This window comes from Mesorhizobium sp. 2RAF45 (assembly GCF_052115225.1).
Classification (GTDB): domain Bacteria; phylum Pseudomonadota; class Alphaproteobacteria; order Rhizobiales; family Rhizobiaceae; genus Mesorhizobium; species Mesorhizobium jarvisii.
In genome coordinates, this window is record NZ_JBFRGG010000004.1 from 136,882 (window position 1) to 156,003 (window position 19,122).

General features: G+C 62.7%; 20 protein-coding genes. 11 read left to right on the forward strand and 9 right to left on the reverse strand.

Annotated features, from left to right (window positions below):
• Positions 1–55: 55 nt before the first annotated feature.
• Complete coding sequence (locus tag AB4Z43_RS13635) at positions 56–2,101, forward strand: oxidoreductase (protein WP_202360231.1); 2,046 nt, start codon at positions 56–58, stop codon at positions 2,099–2,101.
• A 158-nt stretch (positions 2,102–2,259) separates the two neighbouring features.
• Here AB4Z43_RS13635 and AB4Z43_RS13640 read toward each other — a convergent pair whose 3' ends face one another.
• Positions 2,260–2,667: a hypothetical protein gene (locus AB4Z43_RS13640; RefSeq protein WP_202360230.1), complete on the reverse strand. Its 408-nt coding sequence runs from the start codon at positions 2,665–2,667 to the stop codon at positions 2,260–2,262.
• Between the two features lie 115 nt (positions 2,668–2,782).
• Here AB4Z43_RS13640 and AB4Z43_RS13645 point away from each other — a divergent pair, with 115 nt between their 5' ends.
• Entirely contained in the window at positions 2,783–3,211 is a 429-nt protein-coding gene (locus AB4Z43_RS13645; RefSeq protein ID WP_019857512.1) for a MarR family winged helix-turn-helix transcriptional regulator, read from the forward strand.
• 18 nt (positions 3,212–3,229) lie between these two features.
• Here AB4Z43_RS13645 and AB4Z43_RS13650 read toward each other — a convergent pair whose 3' ends face one another.
• A complete protein-coding gene (locus AB4Z43_RS13650; RefSeq protein ID WP_240564722.1) occupies positions 3,230–3,934 on the reverse strand; it encodes a polysaccharide deacetylase family protein in 705 nt (234 codons plus the stop codon).
• Positions 3,935–4,038: 104 nt separating this feature from the next.
• A complete protein-coding gene (locus tag AB4Z43_RS13655) occupies positions 4,039–6,108 on the reverse strand; it encodes a putative bifunctional diguanylate cyclase/phosphodiesterase (protein ID WP_064984797.1) in 2,070 nt (689 codons plus the stop codon).
• A gap of 308 nt (positions 6,109–6,416) precedes the next feature.
• On the opposite strand from AB4Z43_RS13655, the gene AB4Z43_RS13660 reads away from it, so the two are divergent.
• Both AB4Z43_RS13660 and tdh read left to right on the forward strand, forming a co-directional pair.
• Positions 6,417–7,604, forward strand: coding sequence for a glycine C-acetyltransferase (locus tag AB4Z43_RS13660; RefSeq protein WP_202360227.1), 1,188 nt, complete (start codon positions 6,417–6,419; stop codon positions 7,602–7,604).
• A 52-nt stretch (positions 7,605–7,656) separates the two neighbouring features.
• Positions 7,657–8,691: an L-threonine 3-dehydrogenase gene (tdh, locus tag AB4Z43_RS13665; protein WP_019857515.1), complete on the forward strand. Its 1,035-nt coding sequence runs from the start codon at positions 7,657–7,659 to the stop codon at positions 8,689–8,691.
• 41 nt (positions 8,692–8,732) lie between these two features.
• Here the strand turns inward: tdh and AB4Z43_RS13670 are convergent, their stop codons facing one another.
• Positions 8,733–9,176, reverse strand: coding sequence for a MarR family winged helix-turn-helix transcriptional regulator (locus AB4Z43_RS13670; protein WP_019857516.1), 444 nt, complete (start codon positions 9,174–9,176; stop codon positions 8,733–8,735).
• Positions 9,177–9,295: 119 nt separating this feature from the next.
• Between AB4Z43_RS13670 and hmgA the strand changes: the two genes are divergently transcribed.
• Genes hmgA through AB4Z43_RS13695 form a run of 5 tightly spaced genes read left to right on the forward strand, consistent with a single transcriptional unit; the run spans position 9,296 to position 13,364 of the window.
• Entirely contained in the window at positions 9,296–10,609 is a 1,314-nt protein-coding gene (gene hmgA, locus AB4Z43_RS13675) for a homogentisate 1,2-dioxygenase (protein ID WP_038652518.1), read from the forward strand.
• A gap of 11 nt (positions 10,610–10,620) precedes the next feature.
• Entirely contained in the window at positions 10,621–11,508 is an 888-nt protein-coding gene (locus tag AB4Z43_RS13680) for an MBL fold metallo-hydrolase (RefSeq protein ID WP_202362351.1), read from the forward strand.
• Positions 11,505–12,518, forward strand: coding sequence for a fumarylacetoacetate hydrolase family protein (locus AB4Z43_RS13685; RefSeq protein ID WP_038646158.1), 1,014 nt, complete (start codon positions 11,505–11,507; stop codon positions 12,516–12,518). Before AB4Z43_RS13680 ends, AB4Z43_RS13685 begins: the two co-directional genes overlap by 4 nt.
• 11 nt (positions 12,519–12,529) lie before the next feature.
• Positions 12,530–12,823 (forward strand): hypothetical protein, encoded by a 294-nt coding sequence (locus AB4Z43_RS13690; protein ID WP_064984788.1) that lies wholly within the window; start codon positions 12,530–12,532, stop codon positions 12,821–12,823.
• Positions 12,824–12,827: 4 nt separating this feature from the next.
• Positions 12,828–13,364: a DinB family protein gene (locus AB4Z43_RS13695; RefSeq protein WP_038646160.1), complete on the forward strand. Its 537-nt coding sequence runs from the start codon at positions 12,828–12,830 to the stop codon at positions 13,362–13,364.
• A gap of 294 nt (positions 13,365–13,658) precedes the next feature.
• Here AB4Z43_RS13695 and hppD read toward each other — a convergent pair whose 3' ends face one another.
• The gene (hppD, locus tag AB4Z43_RS13700; RefSeq protein ID WP_019857523.1) at positions 13,659–14,774 is read right to left on the reverse strand and encodes a 4-hydroxyphenylpyruvate dioxygenase; all 1,116 of its coding nucleotides are present in this window, start codon (positions 14,772–14,774) and stop codon (positions 13,659–13,661) included.
• Positions 14,775–14,911: 137 nt separating this feature from the next.
• Between hppD and AB4Z43_RS13705 the strand changes: the two genes are divergently transcribed.
• Entirely contained in the window at positions 14,912–15,379 is a 468-nt protein-coding gene (locus AB4Z43_RS13705) for an Lrp/AsnC family transcriptional regulator (RefSeq protein WP_027046722.1), read from the forward strand.
• On the opposite strand, the gene AB4Z43_RS13710 is transcribed toward AB4Z43_RS13705, so the two are convergent.
• The 4 genes from AB4Z43_RS13710 to aztA all read right to left on the reverse strand — a co-directional run bounded on the left by AB4Z43_RS13710 (position 15,376) and on the right by aztA (position 18,548).
• Positions 15,376–15,714, reverse strand: a complete 339-nt coding sequence (locus AB4Z43_RS13710) for a TIGR01244 family sulfur transferase (protein WP_019857525.1) — start codon at positions 15,712–15,714, stop codon at positions 15,376–15,378. The two genes, AB4Z43_RS13705 and AB4Z43_RS13710, sit on opposite strands and share 4 nt — an antisense overlap.
• A 174-nt stretch (positions 15,715–15,888) precedes the next feature.
• A complete protein-coding gene (gene aztC / locus AB4Z43_RS13715) occupies positions 15,889–16,830 on the reverse strand; it encodes a zinc ABC transporter substrate-binding protein AztC (RefSeq protein WP_441937903.1) in 942 nt (313 codons plus the stop codon).
• A 30-nt stretch (positions 16,831–16,860) separates the two neighbouring features.
• Positions 16,861–17,736 carry a zinc ABC transporter permease AztB gene (gene aztB / locus AB4Z43_RS13720; protein WP_019857527.1) on the reverse strand — a complete coding sequence of 292 codons (876 nt, stop codon included), beginning with the start codon at positions 17,734–17,736 and terminating at the stop codon, positions 16,861–16,863.
• The gene (gene aztA, locus AB4Z43_RS13725; RefSeq protein ID WP_019857528.1) at positions 17,736–18,548 is read right to left on the reverse strand and encodes a zinc ABC transporter ATP-binding protein AztA; all 813 of its coding nucleotides are present in this window, start codon (positions 18,546–18,548) and stop codon (positions 17,736–17,738) included. Before aztA ends, aztB begins: the two co-directional genes overlap by 1 nt.
• A 220-nt stretch (positions 18,549–18,768) precedes the next feature.
• On the opposite strand from aztA, the gene AB4Z43_RS13730 reads away from it, so the two are divergent.
• Entirely contained in the window at positions 18,769–19,113 is a 345-nt protein-coding gene (locus AB4Z43_RS13730; RefSeq protein ID WP_019857529.1) for a RidA family protein, read from the forward strand.
• The last annotated feature ends 9 nt before the right edge of the window (positions 19,114–19,122 follow it).

Consider the following 19,122-nt stretch of genomic DNA (forward strand, 5'->3'; position numbering starts at 1 on the left):
AGGAAATGCGGCAGCTCCCTGCTGCTCCAGCGCAATTTGAAACCGCAGGAAGACGATGACCAGCAACGATCCGCTTCTCCAGCCCTACCAGCTCAAGCATTTGACGCTGAAGAACCGGGTGATGTCGACCAGCCACGAGCCGGCCTATTCCGAGGACGGCATGCCGAAACAACGCTACCGGCTCTACCATGCCGAGAAGGCCAAAGGTGGCATGGCGCTGACCATGACCGCCGGCTCGGCGATCGTTTCACGCGACAGTCCCGCGGCCTTCGGCAATCTGCATGTCTATGATGACCGCATCGTGCCTTGGCTGGCCGAACTCGCCGAGGCCTGCCACGAGCATGACTGCAAGGTGATGATCCAGATCACCCATCTTGGTCGCCGCACCGGCTGGAACAAGGCCGACTGGCTGCCGGTGCTCTCGGCCTCGCCGGTGCGCGAACCGGCGCACCGCGCTTTCCCAAAAACCATCGAGGAGTGGGACATCGAACGCATCGTTACCGACTATGCGTCGGCCGCGCAGCGCTGTCAGGCCGCCGGCCTCGATGGCATCGAGTTCGAGGCTTACGGCCATTTGATGGATGGCTTCTGGTCGCCGGCCACCAATCATCGCGACGACGAGTATGGCGGCTCGCTCGAAAATCGCCTGCGCTTCACCAACATGGTGCTGGATGCGGTGCGGGGAGCGGTTGGCGAGAAATTCGTCGTCGGCATCCGCATGGTCGCCGACGAGGACTTTCCGCATGGCCTGTCGAAGGAGGAAGGCGTCGAGATCGCCAGGCGGCTGGCCGGCTCCGGCAAGGTCGATTTCCTCAACATCATCCGCGGTTCGATCGAGAGCGACACGGCATTGACCAAGGTCATTCCGGTTACCGGCATGCGGTCTTCGCCACATCTCGATTTTGCCGGAGAGGTGAGGGCGGCGACGAAGTTCCCGACCTTTCATGCGGCGCGCATCTCCGATGTCGCCACCGCGCGCCATGCGATCGCCACCGGCAAGCTCGACATGGTTGGCATGACCCGTGCGCATATTGCCGATCCGCACATCATCAGGAAGGTGATGGAAGGCCGCGAGCACGAGATCCGCCCCTGCGTCGGCGCCACCTACTGTCTCGATCGCATCTATGAAGGCGGCGAGGCCCTCTGCGTCCACAACGCGGCGACCGGCCGCGAGGCTGAGATTCCGCATATCATCGTCAAGACCGAAGGGCCGAAGCGGAAAGTCGTCGTCGTCGGTGCCGGGGCCGGGGGACTGGAGGCGGCGCGTGTCGCAGCCGAGCGCGGCCACCAGGTCACGATCCTGGAGGCATCCTCGCAAGCGGGTGGGCAGGTACGTCTGGCAACGCAGAATCCGCGCCGCAAGGAGCTGATCGGCATCATCGACTGGCGGCTGGCCGAACTCGACCGGCTCGGCGTCGAGATCCGCTACGACACCTGGGCGGAAAAGGATGATGTTCTGGCACTGGCGCCCGATGTGGTGGTCGTCGCCACCGGCGGCCTGCCGCAAAACCCGCCGTTGACGGCCGGCGACAATCTCGTCACGTCGAGCTGGGACATCATGGCCGGTAGCGTCAAGCCCGCCGAGAACGTGCTGCTCTTTGACGACAATGGCGGCCATCAGGGCATGGGTGCGGCCGAACTGATCGCCAACAGCGGTGCGAGGCTGGAACTGGTTTCGCCGGAGCGTTTCTTTGCCCCCGAAATGGGCGGCATGAACCATGTGCCGTATATGCGCGCTTTTCAGGAGAAAGGCGTCACCATCACCATCAACACGCGCCTGCGCTCGGTGCGGCGCGAGGGCAACCAACTGGTCGCCGAACTCGCTTCGGATTTTGCCGATGGCTGGCGCGGGGAACGCAGGGTCGACCAGGTGGTGGTCGAGCACGGCACGGCGCCGCTCGACGATCTCTACCTCAGCCTGAAGCCGCTTTCGAAGAATGGCGGCGCGATCGACTATGAAAGTCTGGTCGGCGGCGGCGACATTTTCCCGGCACGCAACCCCGAAGCAGGCTTCGTGCTGTTGCGCATCGGCGATGCGGTCGCTTCGCGCAACATCCATGCCGCCATCTATGACGGCATCAGGTTCGGCTTGCGGATTTGATGCACGGCCTGCTCAGGCCGGCGCAATTGTTGGCGTCGGTGGCGCGCGGTCGGACCTGCATACGAGAGCCCATGTACGCCGGCCCGGCCGCGCGCCCGCACGTCATTGGCTCACCGCCGGCAACGTGCGATCTCAAAGCTTTGTGGCGCGGACGATGCTCAGACCATCCGGGCGATCGCCATGCACAGCACCGTGACCACCAGCAGCCAGGCAGCGATGCGTTCGCCCATGGCCATTCTGGCGCGCAGTTGCGTTTCGATTTCCGCATTGGCGCCGGCAAGCCGCCGGCTGGGCGCTTTGACCATCGCGCCGAGCACGCCGGCGGCGGCGAAAGCCGCGAGGATGCCGAGTGCAAGCACCATTTCCATCGAGCCGAAATAGGCGCCATGGAAGAAATACCACAGCAGCGCCCCGGTCAGGAAAACCATGCCGGCCGCGCCCAGCTGCGGCTGGATGAAGCGTTCTGCCTTGATCTCGGGATCGCGGGCAAGCGTGACGGTGGTGCCGGCCCAGAACACGCCTGCCATGACGTGAAGACCGATGACGACGATGTAGATGTATTGCATGACGGCTCTCCTCTCATCTGCAGGGCATCTAACAATTAGATATCTAACAGTTAGATGTCAATGTATAAAGCGAGAGTCAGTTCCATCTGGGAAAAACACCGTCTAGTGTCCGGCAATGACGCCCTTTGAACGCCCGCCAGTCGGCATGAATCTCGGCCGCACCGCCAAGCTTGTCGCCCAGGCCTTCGACGCCGCTTTAGTCGAAGCGGGCGGGACCTTGCCGGTCTGGCTCACGCTGCTGTCGGTCAAGTCCAGCGAACTCGCCAATCAGCGCGAACTCGCCGGCATGATCGGCATCCAGGGCGCGACTCTGACTCACCACCTCAATGCGATGGAAGCACAGGGTCTGCTGACGCGCCGCCGCGATCCCGTCAACCGCCGGGTCCATCTGGTCGAATTGACACAAGCGGGAGAAGCGCTGTTCGAGACGTTGCGGCAGGCCGCGCTTGCCTTCGACAAGCGGCTTCGCACAGGACTGCCCGACGAGCGCCTGGCGGAGTTTGCGCAGGTACTGGCGGCGCTGCGCGACAATGTCGAAAGCTAGGAATACCGAACCATTGGCTCAGTTGTCATAATTCGGGATCGCTCCGAAGGCGTAGTGGCGCAGCTTCAGCGCGGTGATCAGGTCGGTAAGCTTCGTCTTGCCGTCAAAACCGTCCTGGAACATCTCGTCATGCATCAAGAGGATCAGCTTGCCCGGCTTGGCGAAGTGGCCATAGCCGAACAGATGATCGATCTCGCTGACCAGATGATCGACGCTCTGTACCGGCTCGCCGCTGTCCTTGTGCACCCATTCATGATCCCAGCCATAGAGATAGAAGCCGGAAGCGGCGACGAACTCGTAGTCGGGGTCCTCGCGGCCGGCTTGCGCGGGTCCGAGCGAGTTGTCGTCCTTTGACATGGAAGGCAACCGGAATACATCGCGCCCCGGCAGTCGTGCATGCACCGCGGGCTTCAGGCCCAGCACGGCATTCGCCATGAGCATGTCGGCAACCACCCCTTCCGTATCGCCATAGAAGTGCCGGTAATGATTATAGGCGTGGCTGTAGCTGTGGTTGCCGATCGTCACCAGCGGCATCGCCTTGGCGCGCCGCACCAGCGCCTTGTTGGACGCACTGGCCTCGGCATGCATGCCGACCATGAACAGTGTTGCCGGAACCTGCTCTGCCTGCAGCACGTCGAGGATGTTACTGGTGCCGTTCAGCGGGCCGTCGTCGAAGGTGAGATAGATGGTGCGATCAGCCCCATGGGCCGGCAGCGCGGACATCAGAACGGCCGCCAGGACAAACCGAAAGAATGTCATAAGTTCCAGCGATCCGCTTGCACTTGCGACAGGCCGCCATTTCGGCGGCTGGTTGTCAAGGCGGGCCGTTACGCCAGGCTGCCCTGCAAGACCCGCAGTTTGGCCTTCTTCGGCATGCGGGCGGTCAGCCATTCCAGCGCCTTGTCCTGCGGCATCGGGAAGGCGATGGAATAGCCCTGTACCTGGTCGCAGCCGATCGCCATCAGCGAGTCGAGTTCGGCCTCGGTTTCAGCACCCTCGGCGACGATGGATATGCCGAGGCCGCGGGCAAGCTCGGTGATGGCGCGCACGATCTTCGAGTTGTCGCCATTCTCATGGATGTTCTGGACGAAGCGGCGATCGATCTTGAGCCGGTCGATCTCATTGGGATTGACGTGACTGAGCGACGCATAGCCGGTGCCGAAATCATCGAGCTCCAGATGGACGCCGGCGGCCCTGATGTGACGCAGCTTCGCCGCGATGCCTGTCTTCTCATCGTCGAGAATGACGGATTCGACGATTTCCAGCGACAGTTTCTGCGGCGGCAGTCCGGCCTTTTCCAGCGTCTCGAACAGGAACGCATCGAAATCGTGCTCGCGCAACTCGGTGCCGGAGACATTGACGGCAAGCCGCCCGAAGGCAATCCCGGCGCGGTTCCATTCGGCGGCTTCGTTGATCGCCTTGCTGATGACGATGCGGCCGATCTCCGGCATGAAACCGCATTTCTCGGCGACCGGAATGAACTCGCCCGGCGAGATCATGCCGCGCTCGTGATGGTTCCATCGCACCAAGGCCTCGATGCCGCTGATCGTGCCGTCGGTCAAGGAGACCTGCGGCTGGAAATAGACCTGGAATGCCCGCTCGGAGATGGCGACCTTGATGTCGTGTTCGAGCTGCTTGCGGTAGTCGAGCTCGCGGCGCAACTCCTCCGAGAAGAACGAGAAGTTGCCGCCGCCCATTTTCTTGGCGGAGTATAGCGCCAGATCGGCATGGACGAGCAGGTCCTGCGCGTTGTCGGCGTCGATCGGATAGACGGCGATGCCGCCGCTGGCGCCCGGAAGGATGGTGGTGCCCTGGAAGACGATCGGCTCGTTGATGTGCGCCAGGATGCGTCGCGCGAGCATGTTGATGTCTTCGGTGCTGCCGGCTCCGTTGAGGATCATCACGAATTCGTCGCCACCGAGCCGCGCGCACAGATCCGATGCCCGGCAGGAATCGCGCATGCGCTGGGCCGTGACGACCAGGACATAGTCGCCGGCGGCGTGGCCGAGCGTATCGTTGATCTGCTTGAAGCGGTCGAGGTCGAGCTGGACCACCGCCAGCCGTTCGCGCCGGCGGTGTGCGCCCTTGATCAGCGTGTCGAAATGATCGGTCAGGAAGGTACGGTTGTGCAGGCCGGTCAGGCCGTCATGAACCGCGATGAAGGCCATCGAATTGCGCGCATCGACCAGCTCACGCGTCTTGCGCAGGATCGCGTTGGACATCGGCCTGAAGATAAACAGCGCCACCAGCAGGATGACGCCGAGGGTGGCGTAGAACAGCGTGCGGTGAAGCGCGAGCAGCTTTTCGGAGCGCTCGTCGGCATCGGCACTGATGCGCTGTCCAAGCGCGGCATAGCCCGACAGGGTGGCGTTGGCGACCGAGGCATCGAGGTTGACGCGTTCGGCGCCGCCTTTGTAGCCGTCATTGTCGAGATTGAGTTGCGATTCAAGGGCTGAGATCAGACGGTCGCCATTGGCGATCAGCCCAACCGAGAAATAATCGAGATGGAAGGGTTTGGCGAAAAGCACGCTCTCGATCGACTTCGGATCGAGCTTGGCCGGCGATTGCGGATCCGCGCCGGTCTGCTCGAGCAACAGATCGTAGTTGGTCTCGAATTCAGCGGTGGCCTGCTTCAGCGCGCTGACCAATGCCGGCCGCTTGTCGCGCGAGGCGGCGCCCGTTGCACTGGCCAGGAAGACGATACGCTGCGACAAGGTCTTCTGCGTGCCGACAATGTCGAGCAAGTTGTTGTTGTGCTGCTGCGTGGCCATCGTCTGCTGCAGCAGGACGAAGGAGGCCGCCACCATGGCGGCAATGATCAGCAGCGCCAGCCAATAGCCGGCCTTGATCAGCAATATGAGCTTGCCTGAAACGGTTTGCACCGGCTGCTGCGACATGTTCGGGGGCGGCCCTCTCGCCAACGGATTCCTGTATGAGCACCATTGAACCGCAAACGTTAACAGGACCGGAAACCGACGGCCGGACGGCAAGGGGATGACGCGGAAAGATCGCGAAATGGTTATCGGCTCGTTTCGCCGCCGGGCTGCATTTGAACATTGGTTGGCGCAAGTGTTCCCAACTGGTGGCCTGGGCTGTGCCCGTGCGTTTCATCTGATGCTGCCCGGCCACCCCATCCGGTCGCTTTTGCGATGGATTTTTTGCGCAGGCGGGACGACAGTCTGGCCACGTCAAACGAGGCCCGATCATGACCGCAGCATTTCTCTCCCATATCGACAGCGAGCTTGCCGGGCTCAAATCGGCCGGCCTCTACAAGTCCGAGCGGGTAATTTCCTCGATGCAGTCGGCACAGATCGAAGTCGGTGGCGAGAAGGTGCTGAACTTCTGCGCCAACAACTATCTCGGCCTCGCCGACAGCATCGACCTGCGAAAGGCGGCCACGCAGGCTCTGGACCGCTATGGCTACGGCATGGCGTCGGTGCGCTTCATCTGCGGCACGCAGGAGGAACACAAGGAGCTCGAAGCGACGATCTCATCCTTCCTTGGCATGGAAGACACCATCCTCTATGGCTCCTGCTTCGACGCCAATGGTGGCTTGTTCGAGACGCTGCTTGGCGAGGAAGACGCGATCATCTCGGATGCGCTGAACCACGCCTCGATCATCGATGGCGTCAGACTGTCGAAGGCTAAGCGCTTCCGCTACGCCAACAACGACATGGCCGATCTCGAGGCACGTCTCAAGGAAGCCAGGGATTGCCGCTTCCGGCTGATCGCCACCGACGGCGTGTTTTCGATGGACGGCATCATCGCCAACCTGGAGGGCGTCTGCGACCTTGCCGACAAATACGATGCCATGGTCATGGTCGACGACAGCCATGCGGTCGGCTTCGTCGGCAGACATGGCCGTGGCTCGGCCGAGCATTGCGGCGTCGAGGGCAGGGTCGACATCATCACCGGCACGCTCGGCAAGGCGCTCGGCGGCGCCTCGGGCGGCTACACATCGGGCAAGAGGCAAGTGGTCGACTGGCTGCGCCAGCGCTCGCGGCCCTATCTGTTCTCCAACACGCTGATGCCGGCGATCGCCGGCGCCTCGATCAAGGTGTTCGAGCTGATCCGCAATGGCGACGCCTTGCGCGAGCGCCTCTATGCCAATGCGGCGCGATTCAGGTCGCAGATGGGCAAGCTCGGCTTCACGCTGGCCGGGGCCGACCATCCGATCATTCCGGTGATGCTGGGCGATGCGACGCTGGCGCAGGAGATGGCGGCGCGCATGCTGAAGCGCGGCATCTATGTCATCGGCTTTTCCTTCCCGGTGGTGCCGAAGGGCCAGGCGCGCATCCGCACGCAGATGTCGGCGGCGCATTCCAGCGCCGATATCGACAGGGCGGTCGAGGCCTTCGGCGCGGTCGGCAGGGAGCTGGGCGTGATTGCCTGAGCGGCTGGCGCCGAAAAGCGATTCCGGATCAAGAGATTCAAGGGACAAAAGAATGTCGAACATGATGAAGGCGCTGGTGAAGGCCAAGGCCGAGCCAGGCATCTGGATGGAAGAGGTGCCGGTGCCGGAGATCGGCCCCAACGACGTGCTGATCAAGATCAGGAAGACTGCGATCTGCGGCACCGACGTGCACATCTACAATTGGGACCAGTGGGCGCAGAAGACCGTGCCGGTGCCGATGGTGACCGGCCATGAGTTTGTCGGCACGGTGGCCGATTTCGGCGCCGCGGTCACCGAATACAAGGTCGGCCAGCGTGTCTCGGGCGAGGGCCACATCGTCTGCGGCCACTGCCGCAACTGCCGCGCGGGGCGAGGGCATCTGTGCCGCAACACACTCGGCGTCGGCGTCAACCGGCCCGGCGCCTTCGGCGAATATCTGGCGATCCCGCAGCACAATGTCGTGCCGATCCCGGACGACGTGCCGGACGAGATCGCCGCGATCTTCGATCCCCTCGGCAATGCGGTCCACACCGCTCTGTCCTTCGATCTTGTCGGCGAGGACGTGCTGGTCACCGGCGCCGGGCCGATCGGCATCATGGGTGCGCTGGTGGCGCAATGCGTCGGTGCGCGCAAAGTGGTGATTACCGACATCAACCCGGTGCGGCTGGCGCTGGCGAAAAAGCTCGGCGTCCAGCATGTCGTCGACGCCTCCAAGGAAAAGCTGCGCGACGTCATGCCGGCGCTAGGCATGACCGAGGGTTTTGATGTTGGTCTCGAAATGTCGGGCGCGGCACCCGCCTTCCGCGACATGATCGACACCATGAACAATGGCGGCAAGATCGCCATCCTCGGCATCGCGCCCACCGGCTTCGAGATCGACTGGAACAAGGTCATCTTCAAGATGCTGCATCTCAAGGGCATCTATGGCCGCGAGATGTTCGAGACCTGGTACAAGATGATCGCGCTGGTGCAGGGCCCGCTCGATGTGACCGGGTTAATCACGCACCGGATTGGCATCGACGATTTCCAGGAGGGGTTTGACGCGATGAGGAGCGGCAGCTCGGGCAAGGTGGTGATGGATTGGTAGTTGCCGATAGGAGAGGGGGGCGTCTCGCGCCAGCCTATCAGCTACTTTCCTTCCAGGGCGCCCTCCAGCGCGGCTACTCCGCTGACAATCGCAGCCCGCTCCTGGTGGCTCAACCTCTCCAGCAACTGCCTTTCAAACGCCTTCGCCAGCGGCACCATCTCGCGATAGGCGGCAAGCCCCGCTTTGGTCAGCGCCAGGTGCTCGACGCGCCGGTCGCTTTCATCGGGCGTGCGCGTCAGCCAGCGCCGCCGTTCCAGCTCGGCCACCGCGCGCGAGACCTTGGTCTTGTGCATGGCCGATTGCTCGCCGAGCTCGGTCGCCGTCATCGTGCCGCGCTGGCCGAGGCCTGAAAGCGTGCGCCATTCCGGTCGCGTCAGGCCGTGGCGATCCCGGTAGATCCTGGAGAATTCGCGGCTGACGGCATCGGCAAGCCGGTAGAGGCGGTAGGGCAGGAAGCTTTCCAGCTCCAGAATGTCGGGTTCCATGACGCGCGCCGTGGCCGTTGATAGTTACATTTTCGATGGTTACAGATGAAACCAGTTTGGTCAATATCACCGGCAGACTTGGCATTTTGAAGCTTGGAGCCGGGATCAGGGAGGATCGGATGGCCTTTTCCTACATGCCGGGTTTCGGCAACGATTTTGAGACCGAGACACTCCCCGGCTCACTGCCGCAAGGCCGGAACTCGCCGCAGCGGCCGGCCTACGGCCTCTATGCCGAGCAGCTTTCCGGCTCGCCCTTCACCGCACCGCGCGGCACCAATGAGCGCTCCTGGCTCTATCGCATCCGGCCGAGCGTCAAGCACACCGGCCGTTTCAAGGCAGCGAGCTATCCCTTGTGGAAGACGGCGCCGAATGTCGGCGATCACGAACTAGCGCTTGGCCAGTATCGCTGGAACCCGGTGCCGATGCCGAAGGAGCCAACCGATTTCATTCAGGGCATGCGTAGCATCACCACGGCCGGTGACGTGCTCGGGCAGACCGGCATGGCAGCCCATGTCTATGTCGCAAACACATCGATGGTCGACGATCATTTCTTCAACGCTGACGGCGAGTTGCTGGTCGTGCCGCAGGTCGGCGCCTTGCGCTTCGTCACCGAGATGGGCGTCATTGAACTGCGGCCCGGCGAGATCGCCGTGCTGCCGCGCGGCCTCGTCTTCAAGGTCGAGCTCGTCGACGCTGAAGTGCGCGGCTATGTCTGCGAAAACTACGGCGCCAAGCTGACCTTACCTGACCGCGGCCCGATCGGCGCCAATTGCCTGGCCAACCCGCGCGACTTCAAGACGCCCTGCGCCTGGTTCGAGGAAAAGGAGACGCCGTGCCGGCTGATCGTAAAATGGTGCGGCAATTTCCACGTCACCGAGATCGGCCATTCGCCGCTCGACGTCGTCGCCTGGCATGGCAACTACGCGCCCTACAAATATGATCTGGCGACGTTTTCGCCGGTCGGCGCCATCCTGTTCGATCACCCCGATCCATCGATCTTCACCGTGCTGACGGCGCCGAGCGGCGAGGAAGGCACCGCCAACATCGACTTCGTCATCTTCCCGCCGCGCTGGCTGGTGGCGGAAGATACGTTCCGTCCGCCCTGGTATCACCGCAACATCATGAGCGAGTTCATGGGGCTGATCCATGGTCAGTACGATGCCAAGGAGGAAGGCTTCGTTCCCGGCGGCATCAGCCTGCACAATCTGATGCTGGCCCATGGCCCGGATGCGCCTGGCTTCGAAAAGGCCTCGCGCGCGGAGCTGAAACCGGTCAAGCTCGACAACACCATGGCCTTCATGTTCGAGACCCGTTTCCCGCAGATGCTGACCCGCTACGGCGCCGAACTGGAAACCCGGCAGGACAATTACATCGACTGCTGGGCCGACCTAAAGAAGCGCTTCAATGGCACGCCCGAGGGCGACTGGTCTTGAGCGGCAAGCCAATGCCGGACCGGCTGGTGCTGCTGGGCTCGAAGGGCGGCCCGGCGCTGCGGCCAGGCGGACCGTGGCCGAGTTCCTCGCTGCTTGAGATCGGTGGGCGGACCATCGTCGTCGATTGCGGGCTCGGCGTGACGCGCGGTCTGGTCGATGCCGGGATCAGCCTGAAGGCGCTCGACCTGATCTTCATCACCCATCTGCATTCCGACCATTTGCTGGAACTCGGGCCGCTGGTCCACACCGCCTGGACGGCGGGGCTGGCGACACCGGTCAATGTGTTCGGCCCGCCCGGCACCGGCCATTACTGGCGGCGCTTCTGCCAGGCGATGGAGTTCGACATCGAAATCCGCATCGTTGATGAGGGCCGGCCTGACATTCGCGAACTGGTTTCGATCAGCGAATTCGCTGAGGGCCATGTGCTCGATCAACACGGCCTCAAGGTGACGGCGTTGCGCGTCGATCATCCGCCGGTGACCGACTGTTTTGCCCTGCGCTTCGAGCAGGGCGGCAAAAGCGTGGTGTTCTCCGCTGATACGGCTTTCTTTCCACCGCTCGCCGATTTCGCCAAGGATGCCGACATTCTCGTCCATGAAGCCATGTTGGAAGAGGGCATCGAGCGGCTGGTTGCCAGAACCGGCAACGGCGCACGGCTCAGGGAACATCTGCTCGCCAGCCACAGCTTTGCCGAGGACGCGGGACGCATCGCCAGCGATGCCGGCGTGAAGAGGCTGGTGCTCAACCACCTCATTCCCGCTGACGATGCGGAGATCGGCGAGGTCGACTGGCTTGCTGCTGTCAGGAAAACATGGGCCGGCGACTTGACGATCGCCCGCGACGGCCTTGTTGTGGAATTAAGCGGCGCCAAAGCTGCGCAAGGAGAGGAAACCGCATGAAGCTTGCCACATTGAAGGACGGGACGCGCGACGGGAAACTCGTCGTCGTCTCGCGCGACCTGACGCAGTACACCGATGCCTCATTCCTGGCGCGCACGCTGCAGGCGGCCCTCGACGACTGGCGCAGGGTCTCGCCGCATCTCGGCACAATAGCGGAATCGCTGGAGAACAATGCGGTGCCGTCAGCCCGCTTTCACGAGCACGATGCGCATTCGCCGCTGCCGCGCGCCTATCAATGGGCTGATGGGTCCGCCTATGTGAACCATGTTGAACTGGTGCGCAAAGCGCGTGGCGTCGAGATGCCGGCAAGTTTCTGGACCGATCCGCTGATCTACCAGGGTGGCTCGGACTCCTTCATTCCACCGCGCGATCCGATCCGCGTGGCCGACGAAGCTTTCGGCATCGACATGGAAGCGGAAGTCGCCGTCATCGTCGACGACGTGCCGATGGGCGCTAGCCTCGAAGAGGCGCGCGCCGCGATCCGGCTGGTCATGTTGGTCAACGATGTGACGCTGCGCGCGCTCACCGGGCCGGAACTGGCCAAGGGGTTTGGCTTCTTCCAGTCTAAACCGTCCTCGGCCTTTTCGCCGGTGGCGGTGACGCCGGACGAACTGGGCGATGCCTGGGATGGTGGCAAGGTCAGCCTGCCGCTGCTTGCCGACCTCAACGGCAAGCCGTTCGGCCGCGCCAATGCCGGCGTCGACATGACCTTCGATTTTCCGGCGCTGATCGTCCATGCCGCCCGCACAAGGCCGCTGGTGGCAGGCACCATCATCGGCTCGGGCACGGTCTCCAACAAGCTCGACGGCGGCCCGGGCAAGCCGGTCTCGGCTGGCGGCGCCGGCTATTCCTGCATCGCCGAACTGCGCATGATCGAGACCATTGTGTCAGGCGAGCCGAGCACGCCGTTCCTGCGCTTTGGCGACACGGTGCGCATCGAGATGAAGGACAGTACGGGCCATTCGATCTTCGGCGCCATCGAGCAGAAGGTCGAGAAATACCAGGGATAGGGGAATGTAGAATGGCGGGGGAGGCGTTCTATCTGCTGGCCGGTGTCTGCGCGATCGCCATTCTGGTCGTCTTTATCCTGGCGATCCGGTTGAGCTATCGCATCGAGGCGCGCTCGCCGAACCTGATCAACCGCAGTGGCTACTCGCGCAAAGCGATGATGCTTCACACCATCACCAATATGAAGGTCGCACGGGATCCGGAAACGCAAGCCATGCGTCGGCGCATGAACGGGTTGCTGCTAATCGTTCTTGCCGGCTTCGCGATTATGGCGGCAGGCTTGCATCTGACCCGCTCCGCAGGATGAAACCATGACCCTGCTTGACCATCTGCGCCGCATGGCCGGCAACAATCTCTGGTCGAACGCCCGGCTCTATCGCGCCGTGCTCGCGCTCAAGCCGGGTGAGTTCGAGGCCGAGCGCACCAGTTTCTTCCCGTCGATCAAGGCGACGCTCAACCACATTCTCGCGGTCGATCATCTCTATCTCGATTTTCTCGAAGAGGGCGGCGTCGGCGCCGCTGCCCATGATGAGTTCGTGCCCTTCGACGAACCCCACGCGCTGTTTGCCGCGCAAACCGTGGCCGACCGGCGGCTGATCGCCTTCTGCGATGGGTTGAAGGAAGCCGATCTCGACCGCCGCGTCATCACCGACCGGCGCGAGGACGGCATGATTCCCGAACGCATCGGCGACATCCTGGCCCATGTCTTCCTGCACGACATCCACCATCGCGGCCAGGTGCACGCCATGCTTTCCAGCACTTCGGTCGCGCCACCGCAGCTGGACGAGTTTTTGCTCGACTACGACATCAAGCTGAGGAAGGCGGAGATCGAGTGGCTGGGATTGTGACCCATTATTTCTGATACTCAGCCCACCTGGGGCCTAGTTCGTCAAAATCTTCCGCGATACTGACGCTGCCTTTGAAGGCGCCAATGCGGGGCAAAACGCCATTCGTGGCCGGTGACACGAGCCTTGCAACAATTTTCCCATGGCGCGTGAGCGCAATATCCTCACCGCCTCCGCGCGCCTAACGAGCTCCGATAGTTTGGCTTTCGCTTCCGAGATGCATACGTTCGTGGCTAGGACCGGTTATTACCTAAAAAAACGTCATAACCGGTCGAGCCGTAAGCGTCTTGTTTTGCTTCAGGCCGCCTTGCCATCCACCTTGATCACGCCGCGCTTGATCTGGTCCTGCTCGATCGATTCGAACAGCGCGCGGAAATTGCCTTCGCCAAAGCCTTCGTCTCCCTTGCGCTGGATGAACTCGAAGAATATCGGCCCGATCACGGTTTTCGAGAAGATCTGCAAAAGGATCTTGGTCATGCCGCCGTCGACTACGCCTTCGCCGTCGATCAGGATGCCGTGCTTCTTCATCCGCTCGATCGGCTCGTCATGGCCGTTCACGCGGTCATAGGACATGTCGTAATAGGTTTCCGGCGGACCGGGCATGAATTTCAGCCCGTTGGCGGCGAGCTTGTCGGTGGCGGTATAGATCTCGTCGGTGCCGACCGCGATGTGCTGGATGCCCTCGCCATTGTACTTCTTCAGATACTCGGCGATCTGGCTGGTCTCGTCCTTGGATTCATTGAGCGGAATGCGGATCTTGCCGCAGGGCGAGGTGATGGCGCGGCTGACCAGGCCGGTGATCTTGCCGTCGATGTCGAAGAAATGGATCTGCTTGAAGCCGAACAGTTCGCGGTAGAAATCCCACCATTTGTCCATCTGGCCGCGATAGACATTGTGGGTGAGGTGGTCGAGATAATAGAAACCGACGCCTTGCGGCCGAGGATCGCGCGCGCCGAGCCATTCGAATTCGGCGTCGTAGGCCGAGCCCTTCTTGCCGTAGGCATCGATGAAATAGAGCAGCGAACCGCCGATACCGACAATGGCCGGCACGTCGAGCGCCTTGTCGTCGCCTTCGTAAGGCGTGGCGCCCTTAGAGACGGCATGGTCGAACGCGTGCTTGGCATCGACCACGCGCCATGCCATCGAGGCGGCACACGGGCCGTGCTTGTCGGCGAACTCCATGGCATGCGAGCCCGGCTCGGCATTGACGACATAGTTGATGTCGCCCTGGCGCCAGACGGTGATGTCCTTGCTGCGATGCTTGGCGACCGCCACATAGCCCATGCGGGTGAACAGTTCGGCCAGCTTCTGCGGCTCCGGATGCGCGAATTCGACGAACTCGAAACCATCGGTACCGGCCGGGTTGTCCTTGCTGATTTTGGCGGGCGGGGCGTCGTGTGGGAAGGGACCCATGGTATTCCTCCAAAGCTGGCTTGGCCCGAAAAGGCCATCTGACGCCATCATAGCGCGGAGGAGGCGCATGGTGCTTGCATTCAAACGCTTGAAATGATGATGTCATGCGTGAAGCATGCATGTTGAGAGACAAAACCATGGATGAGACGCGCGTTGACCAATTTGACCGCAAGATAATGGCGCTTTTGCAAGGCGATGCGCGGCTGACCAACAACGATCTCTCGGAGCGGGTGAACCTGTCGGCGTCGCAATGCTCGCGCCGCCGCCAGCGGCTCGAAGAGGACGGCTACATCAAGGGTTATCGGGCGGTGCTCGACCGCGACAAGCTCGGCTTCTCGCTGGTCAACGTCATCTCGGTGACCCTGGCCACCCACAATCGCGACAACGCCCAGCGCTTCGGCGAACTGGTGGCGCGGCTGCCCGAGGTGCAGGAGGCGCACGCGCTGACCGGCGAGATGGACTATATCCTGAAGGTGGTGACGCCCGACCTGAAGTCGCTGTCGGAGTTCGTCAACGGCGTGCTCCTGCCGCACGAATCCGTGCAGCATGTGAAGACGGCGATCGTGCTGGAAACGCTGAAGGAAACCGGCGCGCTGCCGATCTAACCCTTCGACTGCTGGATCAGCCCGTACAGATTCGTGCAGCGCGCGCCGGAGCGGCAATAGGCGAACACCGGACCCTCCATTTCGTCCAGCGCCTCGGCCTGGTCCTCGACATTCTCGGCGGTGATCTGGCCGCTGATGACGGGGATATAGCGGAAGGCGAGGCCGGCGGCTTCGACCGCCGATCCGATGCTTTTGGCCGAAGGCTGGCCGGGTTGCTCGTCATCCGGCCGGTTGCAGATGACGCTCTTGAAACCGGCTTCCTTGATGGCGGCGACGTCTTCGGGCTGGATCTGGCCAGAGACCGAATAGTCGTCGCTGATTTCGCGGTATTCCATCGCAGCATCCTCGCAATCTGATTTGCAGGGAGTCTTGCCACTCCCCGACGTGGCCGGCAATCCGCCAGCGGAAATCGTTCTGCAGAGATAGACGTTTCCGGCGAGGATTCCAACGGTCAGGCATCGCCACAGTTCGGGCTGGAAGGCCTCCGCCTTTTCCGGGATCGGCGCTCCTCAGCTGCCGAGGATCGCGCCTTTGATCTGGCGGATGTTGTTGTGCATCATGTCGATATAGGTCGATCCTGGGCCATCGGGCTGCGACAGCGCATCCGAGTAGAGCGTGCCGCCCACCTTGATGCCGGTTTCGCTGGCGATCTGTTCGATCAGGCGCGGGTTGGTGATGTTTTCCACGAAGATCGCCGCCGCCTTGTCCTGCTTCACCTGCTCGACCAGCTTGGCGACATCGGCGGCCGACGGTTCGGAATCGGTAGAAATGCCCTGCGGGGCGAGGAAGGTCAGGCCGTATTCGTGTTCGAAATAGCCGAAGGCGTCGTGCGAGGTGATGACGACGCGCTTGGCCTCGGGGATCGACTGGATCGCGGCCTTCACTTCGCCTTCCAGCGCATCGAGCTTCTTGGTGTAGGCGGCGGCATTGGTCTGGTAGCCGACGCAGCCGTCGCTGTCGGCCGCGCAGAAAGCCTCGGCGATGTTCTTCACATAGATCTTGGCGTTGGCGATCGACTGGAAGGCGTGCGGATCGGTAACGGTCTTGCCGCCACCGGTGCCGGCACCTTCGGCCGCGTCGGCGTCGGCGAATTCAGGTTTGAAGTCGATCGGCGTCACGCCTTTGGTCAAGGTGACGATCGAGGCCTTGGTGGCGCTGGCATCGACCAGCCGCTGCAAAAAGCCTTCGAAATGCAGGCCATTGACCAGCACGAYATCGGCCTTGGCCATGGCGACCGCGTCGGCCGGGCTCGGCTCATAGACATGGGCATCGCCATCCGGGCCGACGATGGTGGTGATGTCGACACGATCGCCGCCGACATTTTTGGCAAAATCGGCAATGACGGTGAAGCTGGCGACGACTTTCAGCGGCGCCGCGAACGCCGACGATGCGCCAAAGGCAGTTAATGTTATAACGCTCATCGCCAGAGCGGCACGGATGGATCTCAGCATAGGCGGGGTCTCCTTTCGAGGGGCGAGGGATCAGGCCGTTCTGTGACGGTGATGGATGATGCGGGCGCGCAGAATGCCGCGCGTGCCGAACAGGATCGAGGCGAAGTAGACGACACCGGCCGACAGGATGATGGCAGGTCCGGACGGCAGCGAGGCGTGATAGGACAACAGCAGCCCGGCGATGCAGGAGGCAAAGCCGATCAGCACGGCCAGCACGCACATCGGCTCGACGCGCACCGTCCAGAAGCGGGCGGCTGCCGCCGGCAGCATCATCAGTCCGACCGACAGAAGCGTGCCGAGCGCCTGAAATCCGCCGACGAGGTTGAGCACGACGAGACCAAGGAAGATGAAGTGCACCGGGCTGCCCATGCGGCTGACCGAACGCAGGAACAGCGGATCGAGGCATTCGGCGACCAGAGCCCGCCAGAAGATGGCGAGGCTGACCAGCGTCACCGCGACGATGCCGCCGATCAGCGTCAGCGCCTCATTGTTGAGCGCCAGCACCGTGCCGAACAGCACATGCATGAGATCGACGCTTGAGCCGCGGATCGACACCATCAGCACGCCGATGGCCAGCGAAATCAGATAGAAGGCCGCCATCGAGGCGTCCTCGCGCTGGATGGTGAAACGCGAGACAGCACCGGCGCCGAGCGCCACGATAATACCGGCGATCAGCCCGCCAATGGTCATCGGCAGGATTTCCAAACCATAGAACAGGAAGCCGGCGGCCGCGCCCGGCAGGATGGCATGCGCCATGGCGTCGCCCGACAGGCTCATGCGCCGCAGCATCAGGAAGACGCCGATCGGGCAGGCGCCCAACGACAGCATCAGCGAGCCGAACAGCGCCCGCTGCATGAAGCCGAAATCGGCGAACGGTGCGATGAACAGACCGTAGAGCGCGTCCATCAGGCAGCCCTCGGCCCGGCGTCATGGTCGTGATCGTGGCCATGATGATCGTGGCCATGGGCATGATCATGACCGTGCCCGTCCGGCTCGCACCAGGGCGCGTTCTCCTCCCAGGCTTCATGGAAGCGACGGGCGCGCAGAAGGTTTTCCGGCTTCAGCGTCTCGCGCGTTTCGCCCCAGGCGATCGGCTGGCGGGCCAAAAGCAGCGTCTCCGGAAAATTCTGCCGCACCAGATCGAGATCATGGACGACGACCATGATGGTCCGTTCCTCGCCGTGCCAACGCTTGATCAGGGCGATCAGATCGCCGACCGTCTTGGCATCGACGGCGTTGAATGGCTCGTCGAGCAGGATCAGGTCGGCGTCCTGCAGCAGCACGCGGGCAAACAGCGTGCGCTGCAGCTGGCCACCCGACAGCGTGTCGATCGGCCGCTTCTCGAAGCCGCCGAGGCCGACCGCCATCAGCGCCTGGCTGACCGCCGCGCGATCCTCTGATGTGTAGCGGCCGAGCATGCCGCGCTTCGGCCAGAGACCGAGCGAGACCAGGTCGACGACGCGGGCGGGAAAGGAGCGATCGAGCTCCGATTGCTGCGGCAGGTAGGCGGCGCGCACGCCGGGTGCGCGAGCAACCTCACCGGCCATAGGCTTCAGCACGCCGACAATGCCCTTCATCAGCGTCGACTTGCCGGAGCCGTTGGCGCCGACAACGGCGGTCAGCGAGCCCTTGCGGATCGTGCCGTCGAGATGGTGGATCGCCGGGTGGCTGTTGTAGCCCAGCGTCAGGTCACGGAATGTCAGGCAGGTCTGGGTCATGTCGTTCCGTGGAGCAGCGAAACCCGGCCGCGGGCAGGGCCGATTGGATATGTGATGTTATTACATTAGTCAACAAGCCAATCAGGCGGAATTGCGACCGGCGGCTCAACTTGCCGTGAGTCGTTTGCGCACTGGTCCAAGGGGATTTGGCCCCGGCGGCCTTGCCCGAAGCGAACCGCAACTCTAAACAGTCGCCACCCATAACAGGAAGGAACCTCCCATGAGCATTCGTCGCATCGATGTTGGCCCGCGCATGAGTCAGATCGTCATCCACGGCAACACCGTCTATCTGGCCGGCCAGGTCGGCGAGCCCGGCGGCAACGTCGCCTCGCAGACCCGCGACATTCTGGCGGCCATCGACGAATTGCTGGCCAAGGCCGGCACCGACAAGACCAAGATCGTTCAGGCGATCATCTGGCTGGCGGACATGGGTACCTTCGCCGAGATGAATTCGGAATGGGACAAGTGGGTGCCGCAGGGCCACACCCCCGCCCGCGCCACCGGCGAAGCCAAGTTGGCTGGCCCGGAATATCTGGTCGAGATTATCGTTACGGCGGCGATTTAAGGCACGGCG